Annotated in this window: 19 protein-coding genes and 1 tRNA gene; 9 read left to right on the top strand and 11 right to left on the bottom strand. The window is 35.8% G+C overall.

Going from position 1 to position 18,869, the window contains the following annotated elements:
- Nucleotides 1–32: 32 nt before the first annotated feature.
- From ACK4HO_RS10185 to ACK4HO_RS10160, 6 genes are all read right to left on the bottom strand, one after another.
- Entirely contained in the window at nucleotides 33–422 is a 390-nt protein-coding gene (locus tag ACK4HO_RS10185) for a DoxX family protein (protein ID WP_409665491.1), read from the bottom strand.
- A 43-nt stretch (nucleotides 423–465) separates the two neighbouring features.
- On the bottom strand, nucleotides 466–927 hold the full coding sequence (locus tag ACK4HO_RS10180; RefSeq protein ID WP_409665489.1) for a YHS domain-containing (seleno)protein: 462 nt from the start codon (nucleotides 925–927) through the stop codon (nucleotides 466–468).
- A 96-nt stretch (nucleotides 928–1,023) separates the two neighbouring features.
- Nucleotides 1,024–1,701, bottom strand: a complete 678-nt coding sequence (locus tag ACK4HO_RS10175; RefSeq protein ID WP_409665487.1) for a Crp/Fnr family transcriptional regulator — start codon at nucleotides 1,699–1,701, stop codon at nucleotides 1,024–1,026.
- A gap of 61 nt (nucleotides 1,702–1,762) precedes the next feature.
- A complete protein-coding gene (locus ACK4HO_RS10170; protein ID WP_409665486.1) occupies nucleotides 1,763–3,562 on the bottom strand; it encodes a serine hydrolase in 1,800 nt (599 codons plus the stop codon).
- A 60-nt stretch (nucleotides 3,563–3,622) separates the two neighbouring features.
- Entirely contained in the window at nucleotides 3,623–4,720 is a 1,098-nt protein-coding gene (locus tag ACK4HO_RS10165) for a helix-turn-helix domain-containing protein (RefSeq protein ID WP_409665484.1), read from the bottom strand.
- Between the two features lie 173 nt (nucleotides 4,721–4,893).
- Nucleotides 4,894–6,033: an acyl-CoA dehydrogenase family protein gene (locus tag ACK4HO_RS10160; protein ID WP_409665482.1), complete on the bottom strand. Its 1,140-nt coding sequence runs from the start codon at nucleotides 6,031–6,033 to the stop codon at nucleotides 4,894–4,896.
- Nucleotides 6,034–6,128: 95 nt separating this feature from the next.
- On the opposite strand from ACK4HO_RS10160, the gene ACK4HO_RS10155 reads away from it, so the two are divergent.
- The 3 genes from ACK4HO_RS10155 (at nucleotide 6,129) to ACK4HO_RS10145 (ending at nucleotide 9,564) form a co-directional block, all read left to right on the top strand.
- Nucleotides 6,129–7,193 carry an anhydro-N-acetylmuramic acid kinase gene (locus ACK4HO_RS10155; RefSeq protein ID WP_409665480.1) on the top strand — a complete coding sequence of 355 codons (1,065 nt, stop codon included), beginning with the start codon at nucleotides 6,129–6,131 and terminating at the stop codon, nucleotides 7,191–7,193.
- Between the two features lie 174 nt (nucleotides 7,194–7,367).
- Nucleotides 7,368–8,594, top strand: coding sequence for a Glu/Leu/Phe/Val dehydrogenase dimerization domain-containing protein (locus ACK4HO_RS10150; protein WP_409665478.1), 1,227 nt, complete (start codon nucleotides 7,368–7,370; stop codon nucleotides 8,592–8,594).
- 76 nt (nucleotides 8,595–8,670) lie between these two features.
- Entirely contained in the window at nucleotides 8,671–9,564 is an 894-nt protein-coding gene (locus ACK4HO_RS10145; RefSeq protein WP_409665476.1) for an energy transducer TonB, read from the top strand.
- A 53-nt stretch (nucleotides 9,565–9,617) separates the two neighbouring features.
- Here the strand turns inward: ACK4HO_RS10145 and ACK4HO_RS10140 are convergent, their stop codons facing one another.
- Genes ACK4HO_RS10140 through ACK4HO_RS10130 form a run of 3 tightly spaced genes read right to left on the bottom strand, consistent with a single transcriptional unit; the run spans nucleotide 9,618 to nucleotide 11,259 of the window.
- Nucleotides 9,618–10,154 carry a hypothetical protein gene (locus ACK4HO_RS10140; RefSeq protein ID WP_409665474.1) on the bottom strand — a complete coding sequence of 179 codons (537 nt, stop codon included), beginning with the start codon at nucleotides 10,152–10,154 and terminating at the stop codon, nucleotides 9,618–9,620.
- Between the two features lie 15 nt (nucleotides 10,155–10,169).
- Nucleotides 10,170–10,565, bottom strand: a complete 396-nt coding sequence (locus ACK4HO_RS10135) for an ExbD/TolR family protein (protein ID WP_409665472.1) — start codon at nucleotides 10,563–10,565, stop codon at nucleotides 10,170–10,172.
- Nucleotides 10,546–11,259 carry a MotA/TolQ/ExbB proton channel family protein gene (locus ACK4HO_RS10130; protein WP_409665532.1) on the bottom strand — a complete coding sequence of 238 codons (714 nt, stop codon included), beginning with the start codon at nucleotides 11,257–11,259 and terminating at the stop codon, nucleotides 10,546–10,548. The genes ACK4HO_RS10135 and ACK4HO_RS10130 overlap by 20 nt, the downstream gene beginning before the upstream one ends.
- A 129-nt stretch (nucleotides 11,260–11,388) precedes the next feature.
- Here ACK4HO_RS10130 and ACK4HO_RS10125 point away from each other — a divergent pair, with 129 nt between their 5' ends.
- A complete protein-coding gene (locus ACK4HO_RS10125) occupies nucleotides 11,389–12,609 on the top strand; it encodes a bifunctional folylpolyglutamate synthase/dihydrofolate synthase (protein ID WP_409665470.1) in 1,221 nt (406 codons plus the stop codon).
- A gap of 69 nt (nucleotides 12,610–12,678) precedes the next feature.
- A tRNA-Val gene (locus ACK4HO_RS10120) sits at nucleotides 12,679–12,753 on the top strand.
- 291 nt (nucleotides 12,754–13,044) lie between these two features.
- Here the strand turns inward: ACK4HO_RS10120 and ACK4HO_RS10115 are convergent.
- Both ACK4HO_RS10115 and ACK4HO_RS10110 read right to left on the bottom strand, forming a co-directional pair.
- Complete coding sequence (locus ACK4HO_RS10115; RefSeq protein WP_409665468.1) at nucleotides 13,045–13,503, bottom strand: Hsp20/alpha crystallin family protein; 459 nt, start codon at nucleotides 13,501–13,503, stop codon at nucleotides 13,045–13,047.
- Nucleotides 13,504–13,695: 192 nt separating this feature from the next.
- Nucleotides 13,696–14,880 (bottom strand): ATP-binding protein, encoded by a 1,185-nt coding sequence (locus tag ACK4HO_RS10110; protein ID WP_409665466.1) that lies wholly within the window; start codon nucleotides 14,878–14,880, stop codon nucleotides 13,696–13,698.
- A 281-nt stretch (nucleotides 14,881–15,161) separates the two neighbouring features.
- On the opposite strand from ACK4HO_RS10110, the gene ACK4HO_RS10105 reads away from it, so the two are divergent.
- The 4 genes from ACK4HO_RS10105 (at nucleotide 15,162) to ACK4HO_RS10090 (ending at nucleotide 18,588) form a co-directional block, all read left to right on the top strand.
- On the top strand, nucleotides 15,162–16,022 hold the full coding sequence (locus ACK4HO_RS10105) for a helix-turn-helix transcriptional regulator (protein WP_409665464.1): 861 nt from the start codon (nucleotides 15,162–15,164) through the stop codon (nucleotides 16,020–16,022).
- A gap of 82 nt (nucleotides 16,023–16,104) precedes the next feature.
- Nucleotides 16,105–17,169 (top strand): WD40/YVTN/BNR-like repeat-containing protein, encoded by a 1,065-nt coding sequence (locus ACK4HO_RS10100; RefSeq protein ID WP_409665462.1) that lies wholly within the window; start codon nucleotides 16,105–16,107, stop codon nucleotides 17,167–17,169.
- Nucleotides 17,170–17,172: 3 nt separating this feature from the next.
- A complete protein-coding gene (locus ACK4HO_RS10095) occupies nucleotides 17,173–17,436 on the top strand; it encodes a hypothetical protein (RefSeq protein ID WP_409665460.1) in 264 nt (87 codons plus the stop codon).
- 21 nt (nucleotides 17,437–17,457) lie between these two features.
- Nucleotides 17,458–18,588, top strand: coding sequence for a M50 family metallopeptidase (locus ACK4HO_RS10090; protein WP_409665459.1), 1,131 nt, complete (start codon nucleotides 17,458–17,460; stop codon nucleotides 18,586–18,588).
- Nucleotides 18,589–18,869 lie beyond the last annotated feature (281 nt).

The raw sequence follows: 18,869 nt of genomic DNA, 5'->3' as shown, positions 1-18,869 counted from the left end.
TATACAATTACGATTTTGATCCAAAAATAGTTTTACAATTTAAATCGCAATAAATCCGGAATTTTATTTCGCTCCGCAAACACCAAAAGCAAACAGCTTAGTAAAGTGATGAGAGCCAAAATAAATAACGTTCCACCATCATTTTGCACTTCTATTCCTAAAACAAATATATGAGAAAAAATGGCACCTAACATCGTGCCCAATCCTAAAAGTGCGCCAAGCAAGGTTGTTCTGGGAATCAAAATCAAAATCGAAGCAATCAATTCGGCCACACCCGAACCAATTCGGCCAAAAGGTTCGATGCCTAAAGTTTGAAAAATGTACACGCTTTCTTCAGCGGCGGTGAATTTGAAATATAAGGTTTGCAAAAGGATTACGACTGCGATGAGTTTGACAATCCAGAGTATAATTGGGTTTTTCATTTTTTAGATTATTAGATTGTTGGATTATTAGACTACTTAGACATTACTTTTGACTTGTCAATTTCTTCCAGTTGGCATCGGCTTTTTTCTTCAAATTGACTTCGTCTTTGTTCCAACTTTTGAGTGTATTGTTGAAATAAGCGTTGTAAAACAAATACAATTTACCATCCAAAATTTTAAACGTTTCCGGATTGATTTCTACTTTCTCGCCATAATCGCCCATTGCGAAAGCACACCAACCGCCATATTGAGGTTCGTAACTTGAAGGATTTTTAACGAAAGCTTCTTTGTTGGCTTGAGAAGAAAAATAATAGGTAACGCCTTCATAAGTTGAGGCTAAAGCTGCTTTCCCTTTTACTGCTTTTTTCTGTGTAAAATACGCCACAGGATCATAACCCTGAATGGCTACTTTTTTTTCTAAATTGAAATGAGTTGCTCTTGAATTTTGAGCTAAACCGGTTACCGAAATAAAGGCAAACAGTAAAATTAAAATGAATTTGTTCATGTGTTTAATTTTTAAATTATCTAATTTGATAAAGCAAAAGTAAAGCGCCATGAAAAGCAGTTTTGTCGGTTAGTTTACAATTGGGACAAAATAATTTTAAAACTTCGAAATGTCTTCAATAATGATTTCTTTTCGACCATAATGCATCAGTCCGTTTTCTTCCAATTCATTCAATAAAACAGTAGCGGTTTGGCGTGAAGTACAAATAATTTGTGCGATATCGTTTTGGGTAAGATAATTTTGAATCGTGACTTTGTTGCCGTCCTTTTTGCCATCGCGTGCTGCCCAATCTTTGATAAACGTGAGCAATCTTGTTTTGGCATCTTTGGAAACCAAATTGGCGTAGTTGTTTTTGATGCGTTTTAATTTCAGTCCGACAAACTTGGTGTAAGACAGCGCCAAACTCGGATTGCGCAACAACAAATCTTCAAAATCGGACATTAAAAAACTACAAATGGCGACGTCATCGGTCAGTGCTTTAGCGTATTCATTAGAATTTTTGTCGTTTTCTAATGTTAATTCACCAAACAAATCGCCTTTCTCTATAATGTCTTTGATGGTTTCATTACCGTCTTCATCAATTGAAACAATTTTGATATTCCCTTTTTTAAGTAAAAAAACACGTGGCACATCCGAAGAAGAAAAGTAAATGATATCGCCTTTTTTGGCCTTTTTAAAACCGGTAATAATACACAACTGCTTGATTTGGTTCATGCTCAATGTCCAAAACAATTTGTGATCGCGGAGGTACCAATATTTTAATTCTTCATACATAGGGTAAATGTATAAATTTTTAAAACACGCGAGCAATAAGTTTTAACCTGAATGTATCTCTTTATATTTTTTCTAAAATAATTTGATACTCTTTATTACTTGGTTCCAATTCAAGTGCTTTTTGATAATTTAGTCTCGCATTGTTTTTGTCATTGCATGCTTGATAATATTCCCCCCAACGAGCATATACGATTGAAGCATTAGGATGTTGTTCTAAAGCCACTTCGAGAATAGCCTTTACGGTGTTTAAATCCTTAGGTTTTTTATTAAGCCAATTATAGGCGTAGTAGGTAATTTGGTACTCGTTCATTTTCATTTGTCTTAATCCAACCTTAGCCTCTTCATATTGTTTAAATGATAATAATTCGCTTGGCGAAAACTCCTCCGATTTCATCTTAGGCATGGGCTCGCTTTGCCATTCAGTTTGCAGTCCGATAACATTTTCGGTTTCGTCTCTAACAAAACGGCCTTTTACATTATAATCGGTAAATACGATTTGGTCTTTGTCTGTTGGAATACAATAAATGGCATTTCCACCATTGATAGTCTCAAGCAAATAATTTTTCTCCAACTTAATTGTCACTACTTCATCAACTCCTTTTCTATATCGGCCTTCATAACTTTTCAAGGTATTACCATCCAATGATTTTAAAGTTATCGCTTCGGGCAAAAAGTTTTTCCACTGATATGTTGCTGCTATAGCTCTTCTGATTTCGGTTCCCAAACCGTTAAAATCATCACCCGAATTCATCATAATCACAGCGCCATAACCTTCGGATATATTACCAATAGCAAAAGAGATAAATCCGGCATTGGCTCCTTGGTGCTCAAAATAGCGTCCGGTTTCTTCCTTATTGTCTGCTCTTTGCAAGAGAAAAGCGCCCAATCCCATTTCCTCTTTGTAACCGCCACTTGAAATACCGATAACAGGATTCATCATGGTTTCAAATGATTTTTGGGAAATCAATTTTCCTTTGTTTTTACTTGAAAGTTGCAAATCCAAAATAAATCTGGCTAAATCTGTTGGCGTAGTATGCAAGCCTGCAGCTGCTTGTTGCGGATAAACATAAGGCATTCCTTTGTACCAACTTGCCGAAGAATAGCCCCAAGCCACTTTAGATTGGAATGGTTTAGGCAAAGGTTGTTCAAAAGTGCTATTGTTCATTTTGAGTTTATCAAAAATCCTTTGTTGGGTTAAAGTGGTGAAATCTTTTCCGGTGACATCCATCATTGCCATTTGCACTATCATGCTGCCACCGCCGGAATATTGGAACTGCTTTCCAGGTTCTGAATTGACGACAACGCGATTACTCTCGGCTGTAGGTTCACCATTTAGAATTTGAGTAATAGTTGGCAATGGTTTTCTATCGGGTGTGAATCCGAAATAAGAAGACTGAGAAGTTCCTCCGGTGTGACTCAAAAGCATTCTTAAAGTAACCGGATTTTTTTGATAGTTGTCGTTCTCCGTAATTTTCCAAGAAGTCAAAAACTGTTTAATGGGTTGGTTTAATTCTAATTTACCTTCTTCAACCAATTGCATGGCTATTGTTGCCGAAAGTAATTTACTGATAGAACCGGCTGAAAAGATGGTTTCTGTGGTGACCGGAATTTTCTTGATGGTATCGGCCAAACCATACCCTTTCGCCCACTCAATTTTATAATTATTAATGACTGCAATACTGACTCCCGGCACTTTATAGTGCTTCATTCTTTCATAAATATTCCACTGCTCCAAGCCATTGACAGGGACATAAGGCATCAAACTGTTTTCAACCTTAGCAATTCTATCGTCAACAGATATTTTTTGGGAATACAAATTAAAAGCCGCCAATAAAGTTAGCCAAAGAAATATCGATTTCATTCTCATAATTATTGATTTTTTTTCAAATTTCTTTTAAAGAATCTTATCAATCGCACCAAATTATAATTTGGCACCTATTTCCAGTTTATTTTTTAAGCTATCTAAAAACTCTTTTGGCGTTTGTCCTTCAATCTTTTTAAAACTTCTGTTAAAGGTGCTTTTTGAATTGAAGCCACAATCGTAAGCCAGCCCTAATATGGTAGTGTTTTTATTTTTACCATCGGTTACCATTTCTTTAAAACCTTCTATTCTACAATGGTTAATATAGTCGTTAAAATTCATTCCAAAACCACTGTTAATTACGCCGGAGATAACTGATGTATTGGTCTTAAGCGCTTTGGCAACATCCAAAAGTGTCAGTTCCTGATTTTTGAATTGTCCTTCTTCTTTTACGAATTGAAGAATTTTACTTTTCCAATAATCAATTTCAGTAGAATTGTTATTTTTATTATCGTCTTTCTTGAGTAATTTAAACTCTTCATTTATAGCCTTTTGGTATGTTTGAACTGTCTTAAAATTCATTAGTAAACCCTTTAAAGCGAGGTAGTAAAAAAACAAAGAAAAGCCTAAATAATACCAACCTTTTTGATTGAAACTTCCCCATTCTGGAAACAAAACGAAAAATATTATTCTTAGTATCTGAATTAATAAAAAAAGAATCAAATACTTTTTTATCCAAGTAAATAATATACTATCGGCAAAACTGACTTTATCAAAAATTGTTTTTCGATAGGCATTGTAAACCAATATACTTCGCACACAATAATAACCCATTGAGATTAATCCGATGATTTGATACCAATCATCTAACTCTCTGTCTCGTCCATCGGCATAATAATATCTTGTGTCTGCTATAAATCCATCATAAATCCACATCCAAATGGAGAACAGTAAGTACAAAATACCTGGAATAAAATGACCGACTTTGTTTTGGGCAAATTGAAATTTCGGATTAAGTAGTGATTCCGTATAAAAATAAATAACCGGTCCAAGAAAAAGCAACTGCTGGAATGGAAAATAGAACATAAATGTTTTATAGGGCTCAAAAGCATACCAACTGGCATAACCCAACATCCAAGGTAAAATATAGATGGAACAAAGGAGTATAAAACAGCCCAACCAAAACGAAGATTGATTGTCATCTCGTTTAGCCCTCAATAATAAATGGTATGAAAAGACCAAGCCTTGAGAAAAAAAGACAAGTAAAATGGTACTGTAAGTAGTTAAATCATAGAGCAAAAAACTGATTTTTAATAATGAAGCCTAAATATACAAAAAAACCTTCCCGATAATTGGGGAAGGCTGATTTTGAAATTATTTTTAAGACTCGTTTAAGAAACCAAACCTCTGGAGATTACAATTCTTTGGATTTCAGAAGTGCCTTCATAAATCTGAGTGATTTTAGAATCGCGCATCATTCTCTCTACATGGTATTCGGCTACGTAACCGTTTCCACCGTGAATTTGTACGGCTTCGTTGGCTACTTCTAAAGCAATTTCAGAAGCATATAATTTTGCCATTGCTCCAGAGTGTGCGATGTCTTTGCCTTCGTCTTTTTCAACAGCCGCTTTCATGATTAGCAATTTGGCCGCCGTGATTTTCACATACATATCCGCCAATTTGAACGCAATCGCTTGGTGTTTGAAAATTTCTTTGCCGAATGCTTTGCGTTCTTGTGAGTATTTCAACGCCAATTCATAAGCTCCGGTGGCAATTCCCAATGCTTGAGAAGCAATCCCGATTCTTCCACCGTTTAAGACATTCATCGCGAAGTTGAATCCGAAACCGTCGGCACCGATTCTATTTTCTTTTGGCACTTTAACATCGGTAAACATTAACGAATGAGTATCGCTTCCGCGAATCCCCATTTTCTTTTCTTTGGGTCCAATTTCAAAACCTGCCCAACCTTTTTCAACGATAAAAGCATTGATACCTTTGTGTCCTTTTTCGACATCGGTTTGTGCCATTACTAAATAAGTTGACGCAGTTCCACCATTGGTAATCCAGTTTTTGGTACCGTTTAACAAATAGTAATCGCCCATGTCTTTGGCAGTCGTTTTTTGCGAACTCGCGTCACTTCCGGCTTCCGGCTCTGACAAACAGAATGCGCCGATTACTTCACCTTTGGCCAAAGGCACTAAATATTTCATTTTTTGTTCTTCCGAACAGTATTTTTCCATTCCGGCACAAACCAGTGAATTGTTCACCGACATGATTACCGCTGCAGATGCATCCACTTTTGCAATTTCGGTCATCGCCAAAACATAAGAAACACTGTCTAATCCGGCGCCGCCATATTTTGGATCAACCATCATTCCCATGAATCCTAAATCGGCCATCATTTTGACTTGCTCTGTTGGAAACTTAGAGTGTTCGTCTCTTTCTATTACGCCCGGTAACAATTCCGCTTGAGCAAAATCTCTTGCGGCTTGTTGAATCATTAACTGCTCTTCGGTTAAATTAAAATCCATAAATTGTAACGATTATGTTTGTTGTTTCTTTAATTTTGGTGTGCAAAAATAGGATTTAAAAGTTAAAATTTCAAACGTTTTCGTAAATTTAGCCAATGTTGAAAGAAAGTTATAAAGTTATCGGCGTCATGTCGGGCACATCGTTGGATGGCATTGATTTGGCACACATCAATTTCACTGTAATTAAAGGCAAATGGGGGTATGAAATCCTTGAAAGTGAGACCGTTTCTTATAATGATGATTGGTTAAACAAATTGCGAACTGCAGTTGATTTTTCTAAAGCAGAATTGAAGCAACTTAATCAAGATTACACGCTTCTTTTAGGCAATATCATCAAAGATTTTATCCGAAAACACAAAATCACCAATCTCGATGCCGTTTGCAGTCATGGGCATACGATTTTGCATCAACCCCAAAATGGTTACACTTTACAGATTGGTAATCTAAAAGAAATTTCCCCAATTGTTGGCGAAACCATCGTTTGTGATTTTAGAGTTCAAGATGTCAAACTCGGTGGACAAGGCGCGCCATTGGTGCCGATTGGTGACCGAATTTTATTCTCCGATTATGATTACTGTTTGAATTTAGGTGGTTTTTCAAATGTGTCTTTTGAGCAAGACGGCAAACGAATAGCCTTTGACATTTCTCCGGTGAATACGGTTTTAAATTTTTATGCGAATCAATTAGGCTTAGCCTACGACGATAAAGGCAATATTGCTCGTTCAGGAGAAACGGATTTGGTCTTATTGGAAGAACTAGACAATTTATCCTATTATCAAAAACCTTATCCGAAATCTTTAGGCTTTGAATTTGTCAAAACCATTGTGCTGCCTTTAATGGAAAGTTACGACCTCAGTATTGAAGACAAAATGCACACTTTTATCAAACACATTGCGAAGCAAACAGCTTTGGCGCTTCCGGACAGAAGAGGCAATATGTTGGTTACCGGCGGTGGCGCATACAATACTTTTTTGTTAGAGTCGATGCAGGATTATTTACCTGAACTGGCAATCATTGTTCCCGATTCGAAAACCTTGGAATACAAAGAAGCGTTGATTTTTGCTTTGCTTGGCGTATTAAAATTAAGAAAAGAAATTAATGTTTTGAGCAGTGTTACGGGTGCTAAGAAGGATCATTCTTCGGGAAAAGTATACAATTAGTAATTTCATTTTTTATTAATCCTTTACAAGTAAGCGTCAATTGGTGGCGTTTTTTATACAGATTTCCCAACTCCTAACTTATAACTCCTAAGTCATAATTACTATATTTGCACCACAAACTAAATTACACTCTAACTAAAACTAAGAATCTGAAGTGAGCTCAGATTAAATACAATGAAAGACTTATTAAAAAAATTCGAAAACAAAGAACCCGAGATCGTATTCAACTGGAAAGATGCTGAGACAGAAGCCGAAGGGTGGACTGTAATTAATTCGCTTCGCGGTGGTGCTGCTGGTGGCGGAACCCGTATGAGAAAAGGATTAGACATGAATGAAGTTTTGTCTTTGGCAAAAACCATGGAAGTGAAATTCTCTGTTTCAGGTCCGGCGATTGGTGGTGCCAAATCAGGTATCAATTTCGACCCGAATGACCCACGCAAAAAAGGCGTTTTACAACGTTGGTACAAAGCGGTTTCTCCTTTATTGAAAAGTTATTACGGAACCGGTGGCGATTTGAATGTAGACGAAATCCACGAAGTAATTCCTTTTACCGAAGAATGTGGCGTTTGGCATCCGCAAGAAGGTGTTTTTAACGGGCATTTCAAACCAACAGAAGCTGATAAAATCAATCGAATCGGACAATTGCGTCACGGTGTGATTAAAGTTATTGAAAACCCGAAATTCTCTCCGGAAGTATTGAGAAAATATACCGTAGCCGATATGATTACCGGTTTTGGTGTTGCTGAAGCGGTTCGTCATTTCTATAATATTTATGGCGGAGATGTTCAAGGTAAAAAAGCCATCGTTCAAGGTTTTGGAAATGTAGGTTCGGCTGCTGCTTTTTATTTGGCTGAAATGGGTGCCAAAGTTGTCGGAATCATCGACCGCGATGGTGGTGTGATTAACGAAGAAGGTTTTTCTTTTGAAGAAATCAGAATGATGTTCTTGAATAAAGACGGTAATAAATTGGTCGCCCAAAATATGATTCCGTTTGCGGTAATCAACGAAAGAATTTGGACTTTAGGTGCTGATATTTTTGCTCCATGTGCAGCTTCCAGATTGGTGACCAAAGACCAAATTGACAACTTGATTGCGAATGGCTTAGAAGTGATTTCTTGTGGTGCGAATGTACCGTTTGCCGACAAGGAAATATTTTTTGGCTCGATTATGGAGGAGACAGACAGTAAAGTAAGTTTGATTCCGGATTTTATCTCCAATTGTGGTATGGCAAGAGTTTTTGCCTATTTCATGGAGAAAAAAGTACAAATGACTGACGAAGCCATCTTCTATGACATTTCGGAAACGATTAAAAAAGCCTTGGACAAAGCTCATACTTTGAATTCTGATAAGAAGAATATCAGCGCGACTGCCTTTGAAATTGCACTGAAACAATTAGTTTAGTAAAAAATTAACAGCGAGGTTTACACAATATTTACTACTTTTAAACGTTATTAAATAAACGAACAAAAGAATAGTTATGAGTTTTGAACTATCCAATGATGACAAAAAATCCTTAGCCATTACAACAGTAGTGTATGCTTTGTTGATTCTTTTACTTTTCTTATTGCGTTTTTGGCCTCCGGCTGACATGAAAATCATGGGCGGCGGTGGCGGTGGCGGTATCGAAATGAACTTTGGCGACAGCGATTACGGCATGGGCGATAATTACAAAAGCGAAGTCTTAAATGTAAAAGACCAAGCTAAAGTCGAACCAACGACAACTTCTCCCGAAGACAATATCATTTCGGATGAAAATGATGATGACGACACCAATGTAGCCATTCCTAAAAAAGATATCAAGAAAACACCGACTCCCGTAGTCTCGAAAAAAGACATCAAACCCGCAGCGGAAAAACCAAAAGTTTCTAAAAATGCTAATGATGCTTTGTCAAGTATTTTAGGCAATAAAGGCGGCGATGGAAATGATACTAAAGGCGGTAACAAAGGAAGCGCTAACGGGAACTTAAATTCAAGCGGTTATTACGGTAACGGAAGTGGAACAGGTTCTGGCGGCGGAAGTGGTTCAGGAACCGGAACCGGAACAGGCTCGGGAACAGGTTCAGGTAATGGAAGCGGAAATGGCGGTGGCAACGGAAGTGGTTCAGGTTATTCTTTAGGAAACCGAAAAGCGCTAAACAAACCACAACCGGATTACACTTGTCAAGAACAAGGAAGAGTCGCAGTACAAGTTACTGTTGATCGAAACGGAAATACAGTTAGCGTTACAGCCGGAGTTCAAGGCACAACCAATACCGCCAAATGTTTACTCGACCAGGCTAAAATTGCTGCAATGAGCACCAAATGGCAAGCCGATAGCAATGCCCCGGAAAAACAAGTCGGGAAAATTATTTATACTTTCAGTTTGAACTAAACATAAAAAAATCCCATTCGAATGAATGGGATTTTTTTTTATACTATTTACGATTACCAACCGTCTGCTTTCTTTTTCTTATCCATAAAAATGACTAAACTTTTATTTAACTCATTAAAAAGCGTTTCATACGCAGCCGGCACATCGTCTTTGTACTTTTTCAAACTTCCGTCTTTGTTATAATATTCTGAGAAGTCGTTTAAATCGTGCGTCACAACAGTTGTTGAATTGTTAGGCTTCTCGGTTAAACCAACCGCTTCAAACTTGAATTTGCCTTCTTTAAAACTGATTTCTATTGTAAAAGTACCATAAGTACAAACATTGGTTCCGCCGGCTTTACTGCAAAGGAAATTTTCTTTTCCGCCTTCAATAGTTATTTTTTCACCTTCTACAGAAGAAACTACTTTATACCCTTTTTTACTATTTTCTTTTACCCACGCCAACGCCAAATTGTAAGTGTCTTTAGCCGAACCTTCATAAGTAGTTACAATAAAATCGGTTAAACCTTCTTTGGAAAACTTGAATTCGGTGTCTTGGGCATATGTTGAGACCGAGATAAAGGCCATCAACAGCAACGCTTTTACTTTCATTATCATTATTTTAATTTAATTGGGACTCGTGGCGATAACGAACTTGAGTTTGTTCTTCACGCCTATTTGTAGCACATCTACCAAGTCTTGGACTTGCATGGTGGCCGGAATTCTAATTACAACGGTTTGTTGTTTTGCGGGATCCATTTTAGACAATAATCTGTCTTCTAATTGACCAAAATCTACTTCTTCTTTGTCTATAAAAAATCGCTTCTCTTCCGTTACCGAAAGCGTGATTAATTGCTTGTTGGTCTTCTCATTCGTTTTCGATTTGGGCAATGTCATTCGAATAACATTTGGATTTGCCAAAGTCGAAATAATCAAGAAAAACAACAATAAGAAGAACATAATGTCGCTTAACGAAGAGGTTGCGACTTCTGCATGAAATCGTTTATTTCGCTTTATGGCCATTTGGTCTTTGAATTATGTTTACAAATTCTAATACTTGTTTTTGAATAGACAAGGAGAAACCATCAATTTTTCCGTTGAATAAGTGATAAGCCGAGTAAGCGATGATCCCTACTATAAGTCCGGCACCACTACTAATCATCTTTTCATATAAACCTCCGGAGATATTTCCGATACTAATGTCTTCGGTAACCGAAATACTGTAGAAAATTTTAATTACCCCGGAAATCGTGCCGATAAATCCTAAAGTTGGCGCAATTCCTGCAATTAAACCCAATTGGCCTAATCTTCTTTCCATATAGCCAATTTCGATATTGGCAGCACGTTCCATATTGCCTTCAATTTCGCTGATATTTCTACCAATAGTAAGTACACCTTCTTTAATGATAGTGCCTTGCGCTGCACCGCTTCTTTCGGCAGCATTAACCGCCATATCAATATTAGCATTGGATAAATGATTGCGAATATCTGACATCAAATGATTGTCGATTTTGGCCGCTTTGTGAATGTAGATATAACGCTCAAAAATGATATACAAAGTATAAAAAAGTAAAAGAGCAATCGGAATCAAGAAAAGTCCTCCTTTGAAAATAAACTCTAAAACCGAAACTTCATTGGTTAAAGCTGCATTCGCAGTGTCGGCAGTTGGTATAGCTTGCGCTAAAGTATCAACTTGCAACTGTAAAAATGTACTGATCATATTTATTAAATTTTGGGCTATTAATTCTGAAAATAATTTCAAATTTGTATTGACCTAATGGGCATCACAATATACAACGAAAAAAAAATTAAAAAAGTATATCAAAATTTATTTTTTCCTAAAATTATGAACTACAAAGAAACCTTAGATTGGATGTTTAACCAATTGCCGATGTACCAAACACAAGGTGCTACGGCCTATCGAAAAGACATCACCAATACGGTTTTATTGGCCAAGCATTTAGGCAACCCCGAAAAGCATTTAAAATGCATACACGTAGCCGGAACCAACGGAAAAGGCTCGACTTCGCACCTACTCGCTTCGGTTTTACAGGAAGCCGGTTATAAAGTTGGGTTATATACTTCGCCACATTTAAAAGATTATCGGGAACGAATTACCATCAATGGCAAACCCATTTCGGAAGAGTATGTTTGTGACTTTATCAACAAGAATAAGTCGTTTTTTGAAGCCAATGAGTTGAGTTTTTTTGAAATGAGCGTCGGATTGGCTTTTGAATATTTTGTCAAAGAAAAAACGGATATTAATATTATTGAAGTTGGTATGGGTGGAAGATTAGATTCTACTAATATCATCACACCGTTGATTTCTGTGATTACCAATATTGGTCTTGACCACACCCAATTTTTAGGCAACACACTCGAAGCCATTGCTTTTGAAAAAGCCGGCATTATCAAACCTAATATTCCCGTAGTTATTGGCGAATATGTCGCAGAAACCAAACCTGTATTTGAAGCCAAAGTCCAAGAAACGCATTCTAAAATTTATTTTGCTTCCGATTTAGTTCAGATAGATTTCCCTTCAGCCTTGTTGGGCGATTATCAGTTACACAATAAAAAAACAGTATTGCAAACTTTAAAAGTGTTGCAGGAAAAACAACTAATTTCAATTTCCGAAGAAGCTATCAAAAAAGGCTTTTTGAATGTAATCAAAAACACCAATCTCCAAGGACGTTGGCAGCAATTAGGTGAAAACCCTAAAATAATTTGCGACACAGCACACAATGCTCATGGTTTATCAACTGTTTTAAACCAATTAAAAAAGGAAAAATTTGATACACTGCATATCATTTTAGGCGTAGTGAATGATAAAAATCTGGAAGAAATCCTGCCATTGTTTCCAAAAAAAGCAAAATATTATTTCTGCAAACCCGACATTCCTCGAGGCTTGGAAGCTGAAATTTTAAAAGAAAAAGGCGGAGATTTTGAACTTAAAGGTGAAATATATAATTCTGTTTCAAATGCTTATGCGAACGCTATAAAAAACGCAACACCCAATGACTTTATTTATATAGGTGGAAGCACTTTTGTAGTTGCAGAAATTTTGTAATTTTTTTTCATTTTAATTTGCAGAATCAAAAAAACGGTCTATATTTGCACTCGCAATCAAGCGCAAGACGGGCGATTAGCTCAGTTGGTTCAGAGCATCTCGTTTACACCGAGAGGGTCGGGGGTTCGAATCCCTCATCGCCCACAAAGAAAACCGATTAGGAAACTAATCGGTTTTTTTATTTTCAATATGTGACAAAAGCTTGCTTTTAGGCGCAGATTGGAAATAAAAAAACAAGGCTGAGCAGCAGCCGCAGGTTTTCTTTGTTCAGGGCTCCTCAGAATGGGATCACCGAAGGTAATCCTCTTCAATTACGAACTAAAGTTCGTCTACCTGACTGCCACTGGCAGTCCTCCTCTTAATATCAAATCTCATCGCCCTAAAACAAAAAGGGCCGCAAATAGCAACCCCAAAAAAAAATGCTTTTAAACAAATTTAAGCAATTTCAATAAGTTTAGCAGGCTTAGGCAAAGCTTCTTCTTTTTTTGGAATTTCCAAAAGAAGGACTCCGTTATCATATTCTGCTCTAATTTTATCTACATCAACAATATTTTCTGGCAATGTAAAAGTACGTTTGATCGACTGAAAACTAAATTCCTTTCTATGGTAATTCTCTTCTTTATAACTTTCATCTGCTTTGCTTTTTTCAGCAGAAATAATCAGCTCATTTCCGTTGACTTCAATTTTGAAGTCCTTTTTAGAAAGACCTGCTGCAAGGATTTCAATAGCAAAACTTTGAGGTGTTTCTTTTATATTAACCGCAGGGCTAATGGTACTGTTTTTTTTGTCATAAAAATCAAGATTACCTTCATTAAACGAATCACGATTAAAAAGATTGTTTAAAAGCAATGGCCAACTGTTAGTAAGCATTGGCACTCGTTTTAAAGTTTCCATAGTAATGTAAAATTTAAATTAGACAATGATTATTTCCATCTCCGTAAACAAGTTTTATGCCATGGCATTTTAGGAAAAATTGACAGCACAAAATGACATAAAAATTGTCTCAGATTGCCAATTTTTCAGAGCATTTGTGAAAATATCTTCGTGCAAAAGGATATTTTCGTTTTGCATTTGTTAGAATCTCGTTTAACCTTTATGCTTTGCAATATTTTTAATTTTAACAGACGACTCATCAGTAGGTAAAGTAAAATAAAAAGAAGAACCCTCACCGAGAATACTTTCGACCCATATTTTACCGCCGTTTTTTTCTAAAAACCCTTTTACCAATAACAGTCCTATTCCGGCTCCTTTATTTTCTTCTACTGCTTTAGAAAGAGATTTTATTTGTGGGGCAAAAAGTTTATTCTGTATTTCTTTAGTCATGCCAATACCTGTATCCTTTATTTCTACAATCACCATACCTTCGCTTTGCTTGGCTGATAAGGTGATTTGCCCACCTTTGTGTGAATGTTTTATAGCATTCGAGACAATATTTTGAAGAATAGAAAGTAGCATTTTTCCATCAGCAAACACATTATAATTTTCTTCAATTTCATGATGAAGATTTATTGTGTTTATGGCTGCGGTCTCTTTTAATGATTCAAAAACTTTTTTTACATAATGTACAAGTTCAATTTTAGCCGGAACAAATGCTTCTGCTGCATATTTTATTCTTGCCCATTCTACCAAATAGTCCAACATATCTAATTCATTTGTCGCTGACTTGTATAGTTCTTCTAACAAATCTTTTGCTAAATCAGAGTCGATAACATCGAAATTTAATTTAAGAAATTCTGCGCCTTGAATGATGCCTGCCAGCGGACTTCTTAAATCATGAGATAAAATGGCGAGGACACTTTCTTTATGTTGATTGAGCTCTTCTAACTCTTTTGCATATTTCTTTATAGCATCTTCCGATAATTTCCTAGTGGTTATATCACGGAGTATTTTTACATATCCTATTACATGATTGTCGATGCTTTTTAATGGGAAGACTAAGCCATCAGCATAAAATATTGTGCCGTCTTTGCAAAGGTGCCATCTTATATCTACTGATCTACCTGAAAATAAGGCTGTAGTAATTTCTGCTTGCGGAATACCATCTTTTTTATCTTTGTCTGTAAAAATGGTTTCAAATGGTTTTCCTATAATCTCCTCAGTTTCATATTGGAATATTTTTGTCGCTCCAGAATTCCAACTGTTGATATTTAATTCCTTATCGACAGTAAAAATGGAATAGTCTTGTAAACTGTCTATAATTTGGCTATAAAATTCAGCTGTTGGCACATATTGTTCTCTGAGTTCTTTGGTGTTTATCTGCTTGCTGTTCATCTTCTTTTATACTTGGCATTAGTTAAAATATACCTTACGTAAAGGTGAGTTTTTAAACTTCAAATGGGTTGCAAAACTTTTGAAAAATCTTGTAGTATTCACACAATTTTAAAAACTCTCAGTATGATTTTGAGTAAATTTATAACTGCTTCTGGGATATTAATCTCTGATTAGTTTAGTTTGAACTAATCAGAAATTTTGAAGACTAACTAAAACACACCGTTAAAAATGTAACAATATCTAAAAACCCAACACTTATGGCAAAGTATTAATTGTTTATTATGTTAATTAACAAAAATATATTCTCAGACAACAACGGAAATGAATTGCGTCTTTCAAGTGTATTTCAGACCGATCAAGAAGTAAACTTTCAAAACTTTTCTGCAAAATATGTCGTTTCCGGAAATGAAAAATACACTTTAAATAATAGAAAAATTTCTTTGAAAGAGGGCGAATATGTGATTGGCAATAAGCATACTACTTCGAGTGTTTTAATAGATAACGACTCTCCAGTAAATGGAATTTGTATTGATATTGCAAAAGAGTTAATCACTGAGATTATTGACTATCAATATCAAAATACAATAGCATTTTCCGATTTTTTATTTGAACAAGAATGGATGGTGCAAAAATACAATGTTAAAAATACTTGCTTAGGTTATGCATTGCATCAATTGTCAAATGACTTTGATGATTTAAGTAAAGGTAATTCTAAAGTAAACAAAGAACTGTTCTATGCTGTAGCCGAATGTATTGTAAAGGACCAAAGCCAAATTTTTCAAAGTTTTAATGCCTTAAAATCCGTCAAAGAAGAAACCAATGGTCGCTTGTTTAATTTTATATATGAGGCTAAAAACTACATGGATGATTATTTTCTTGAAAAAATAAATATCGAATTAATTGCCCGAGAGGCCAAACTATCAGAATATCATTTTATCAGATTGTTCAAAACCATTTTTAGCATTACACCCTATCAATACATTATCCACAAGCGATTAGAGCATTCTAAAAAACTGTTGATACAAAAAAAGGCATTACAGGAAGTAGCCTTCTTAACTTCATTTGCCGATAGTGCTTCGTTTTGCAAAGCATTTAAGTGTAAATATGGCTATACACCAAAACAATTTTCAATAGTAAATTAGCAATTTTTGACAATTCCGGTATTCCTTAAGATTTTAATTTTGAATATAAAATTCAAATCGTTGAATCTAAAAAGGAAATAAGATGACAAAAATCATTATCAAAGTAGCTATTTTATTGTTTTCAACTCTGAATGCTAGTTTAGCACAAGAGCTAACATGGAAAAAATTAACCACTGAACCCTATGCCGGTAAACAAGATGACATCACCTTTGTAGACGAAAACACAGGTTGGTATGTTAACGGCTATGGTAAAATTTTCCATACTACTGATGGCGGAACTACTTGGGAAAAGCAGATAGAGCAAAAAGGAACATTCTTTAGAACCATTGCCTTTGTAGATAAAAATGTGGGGTTTGCAGGCACAGTAGGAACCGATTATTTTCCAAATGTAACCGATACCATTCCTTTATACGGCACCAAAGATGGGGGTAAAACATGGAAACCGGTAACTTATAAAGGACCTTATGTAAAAGGATTGTGCGCTATAGATGTTGTGAAAGAACAATACATCAATCACGGAAAAATTGATTATAAAACACATCTTTTTGCGGTGGGTCGTGTGGGAAGTCCTGCCAACATCATGATTTCGCACGATGGCGGCAACACATGGTCATCTAAAAGCATGAATGCCAATTGTAAAATGTTGTTTGACATTAAAATGTTTGACAAAAATGATGGAATTGCCTGTGCCGCAACCAGCGAGGACATTTCGCAATCAAATGCTTTAATTCTCAAAACTTCAGACGGAGGAACTACTTGGCAAAAAGTATATCAATCAAGCAGACCTTTTGAAACTACTTGGAAAGTTTCTTTTCCGAGCAAAGACGTTGGCTATGTTACCATACAATCTTACAATCCTGACCCCAATGTAAAGCAACAAAGAGTCGCCAAAACAACTGATGGTGGTAAAACATGGATTGAAATCAACCTAGTTGAAGACAATACTGCACGCGAATTCGGGATAGGATTTATTGATGAAAATCACGGTTTCGTAGGTACAATGAATAATGGCTTTGAAACCAAAGACGGAGGAATCACTTGGCAAAAAATAGATTTAGGAAGAGCCTGTAATAAAATCAGGATATACAAAGACGAAAAAGGAAAAGTCTACGGGTATGGCATTGGAGTTAATGTATTAAAATTATAAATTATGGAAAATAATAAAAACCGTTCTGTTGCCCCTTTTAACAAAGTGCTATATTTGTTATTCATCGTTTTTGCAATTTATCAGATTTTTGCTAAACATTCTCATATTGACGCTGCTGCCTCTCTTGGAATTGCATTAGCTTTTGATCCTTTTGACACCCAACAGCCATGGAACGAAAGACCGTTGTGGCAAAAAATATGGCTTTTTGTACATCTGGCAGCTGTGGGATTGCTATTTGGATTAGCCGTAGGAATTGGAGATAAATAATCTGATTTTTAAAACTATTTTATGGAATTAAAAAAATCCAAATCATTAAAAATATTTCTATCCGTAGCCTTATTTATTGTATTTAGTGGTATTGGCTTTTTTGCCGGTAAAATGGGAGTTTCGGCTTCATCAGGAATGTCAAAGTTGTCATTATTAACATTAGTGTTACTCTTCATTCCAATATTCTTCATCGTAATAGCTATACATGAGGCCGGACATGCCTCGGCAGGAGTTTGGGTGAAATTCGAATTTAAAACCTATATAGTAGGTCCTTTAATGTGGGAAAAAGACACAAAAAGATGGCATTTCAAATGGAATAAAAACATAAATACTGCTGGTGGCTTAGTAATTTGTGTGCCTGTCGGAACCGAAAATCTCACCAAACGATTTTCTATTTATGCAGCAGGCGGGCCAATAGCCAGTTTGTTATTTACAATCATTACTTATGGATTATATAGCTTAATACCTATTCAGAATAATGTTGGTATCCTTCGAAATATTTTATTTATAATGGCTGTGCTTTCTTTGATTATTTTTATATCAACTGCGATTCCAATGAGAGCTAATGGGTTTTCCTCGGATGGGGCTCGTGTCATGCATTTACTTAATGGAGGTGATACCGCCCGATTTGAACTACTAATTTTAAAATTAATAACCAATGCGTCAGCAGGTGTTAGGCCCAAAGAAATTAATACACGCGAACTTAATGAGGCATTTATTTTAGCTCAAAAGATAAAAGCTCCTTTCAAAGTATATTTGCATAGCTTTTTTCATCAATCTGAATTTGACAAAGGAAATATTGACAAAGCAGAACAACATTTAATGGATTACATAAACGAAATTGAATCCATTCCTAAAGGAATTCGAAATATAGTATGGATTGATGCAGCTTTCTTTTTCGCCTTTGCAAAAAAAAACCTCGAACAAGCTACTATCTATTGGAACAAGTTCGAGCCGGCCGCTTTAATACCAAAAGCGCAAATTTTAGCAACACAAGCTGCAATTAATATATTAAAAAATGAAAATCAATTGGCATTAACGAATATAGAAGCAGCCGACAAAGAAATTTCAAATATGCTCGACAAGGGTCTGGGAATAGCCTTGAAAGAAAAATTACAAAATCTAAAGATTTCTGCATCAAAGTTGGTTTAAAACTATAAATTAAAGTATAGTTAAATCTTAAGCATAAAAAATTCAAACTACAAATCAATCAAAAACTATATCTACCTCAATGTGATTACCCAAGAAATCACAAATCAATTGAGGTCTAATTATTTTTAGGAGCACAACTATTTTGCTTTATTACACTCCCGCTCCCGCTATCCGTTGCAATCTTTGCCCTGAATAAATTCAGGGACAAAGGATTTCCACTCCTATCGGGGCTAATGACAACCATTGATTTTCTATCATAAAAAAAACCACTCGATTTGAGT

This window comes from Flavobacterium sp. (assembly GCF_046296355.1).
GTDB lineage: Bacteria > Bacteroidota > Bacteroidia > Flavobacteriales > Flavobacteriaceae > Flavobacterium.
The sequence above is the reverse complement of the archived record's forward strand: the minus strand, read 5'-3'. Positions and strand labels throughout refer to the sequence as shown.

Excerpts from the sequence above, each read along its gene's own strand:
- ACK4HO_RS10185 (WP_409665491.1), bottom strand. The coding sequence starts at position 422 with ATGAAAAACCCAATTATACTCTGGATTGTCAAACTCATCGCAGTCGTA.
- ACK4HO_RS10180 (WP_409665489.1), bottom strand. The coding sequence starts at position 927 with ATGAACAAATTCATTTTAATTTTACTGTTTGCCTTTATTTCGGTAACC.
- ACK4HO_RS10175 (WP_409665487.1), bottom strand. The coding sequence starts at position 1,701 with ATGTATGAAGAATTAAAATATTGGTACCTCCGCGATCACAAATTGTTT.
- ACK4HO_RS10170 (WP_409665486.1), bottom strand. The coding sequence starts at position 3,562 with ATGAAATCGATATTTCTTTGGCTAACTTTATTGGCGGCTTTTAATTTG.
- ACK4HO_RS10160 (WP_409665482.1), bottom strand. The coding sequence starts at position 6,033 with ATGGATTTTAATTTAACCGAAGAGCAGTTAATGATTCAACAAGCCGCA.
- ACK4HO_RS10155 (WP_409665480.1), top strand. The coding sequence starts at position 6,129 with ATGTTGAAAGAAAGTTATAAAGTTATCGGCGTCATGTCGGGCACATCG.
- ACK4HO_RS10150 (WP_409665478.1), top strand. The coding sequence starts at position 7,368 with ATGAAAGACTTATTAAAAAAATTCGAAAACAAAGAACCCGAGATCGTA.
- ACK4HO_RS10145 (WP_409665476.1), top strand. The coding sequence starts at position 8,671 with ATGAGTTTTGAACTATCCAATGATGACAAAAAATCCTTAGCCATTACA.
- ACK4HO_RS10140 (WP_409665474.1), bottom strand. The coding sequence starts at position 10,154 with ATGAAAGTAAAAGCGTTGCTGTTGATGGCCTTTATCTCGGTCTCAACA.
- ACK4HO_RS10135 (WP_409665472.1), bottom strand. The coding sequence starts at position 10,565 with ATGGCCATAAAGCGAAATAAACGATTTCATGCAGAAGTCGCAACCTCT.
- ACK4HO_RS10125 (WP_409665470.1), top strand. The coding sequence starts at position 11,389 with ATGAACTACAAAGAAACCTTAGATTGGATGTTTAACCAATTGCCGATG.
- ACK4HO_RS10115 (WP_409665468.1), bottom strand. The coding sequence starts at position 13,503 with ATGGAAACTTTAAAACGAGTGCCAATGCTTACTAACAGTTGGCCATTG.
- ACK4HO_RS10110 (WP_409665466.1), bottom strand. The coding sequence starts at position 14,880 with ATGAACAGCAAGCAGATAAACACCAAAGAACTCAGAGAACAATATGTG.
- ACK4HO_RS10105 (WP_409665464.1), top strand. The coding sequence starts at position 15,162 with ATGTTAATTAACAAAAATATATTCTCAGACAACAACGGAAATGAATTG.
- ACK4HO_RS10100 (WP_409665462.1), top strand. The coding sequence starts at position 16,105 with ATGACAAAAATCATTATCAAAGTAGCTATTTTATTGTTTTCAACTCTG.
- ACK4HO_RS10095 (WP_409665460.1), top strand. The coding sequence starts at position 17,173 with ATGGAAAATAATAAAAACCGTTCTGTTGCCCCTTTTAACAAAGTGCTA.
- ACK4HO_RS10090 (WP_409665459.1), top strand. The coding sequence starts at position 17,458 with ATGGAATTAAAAAAATCCAAATCATTAAAAATATTTCTATCCGTAGCC.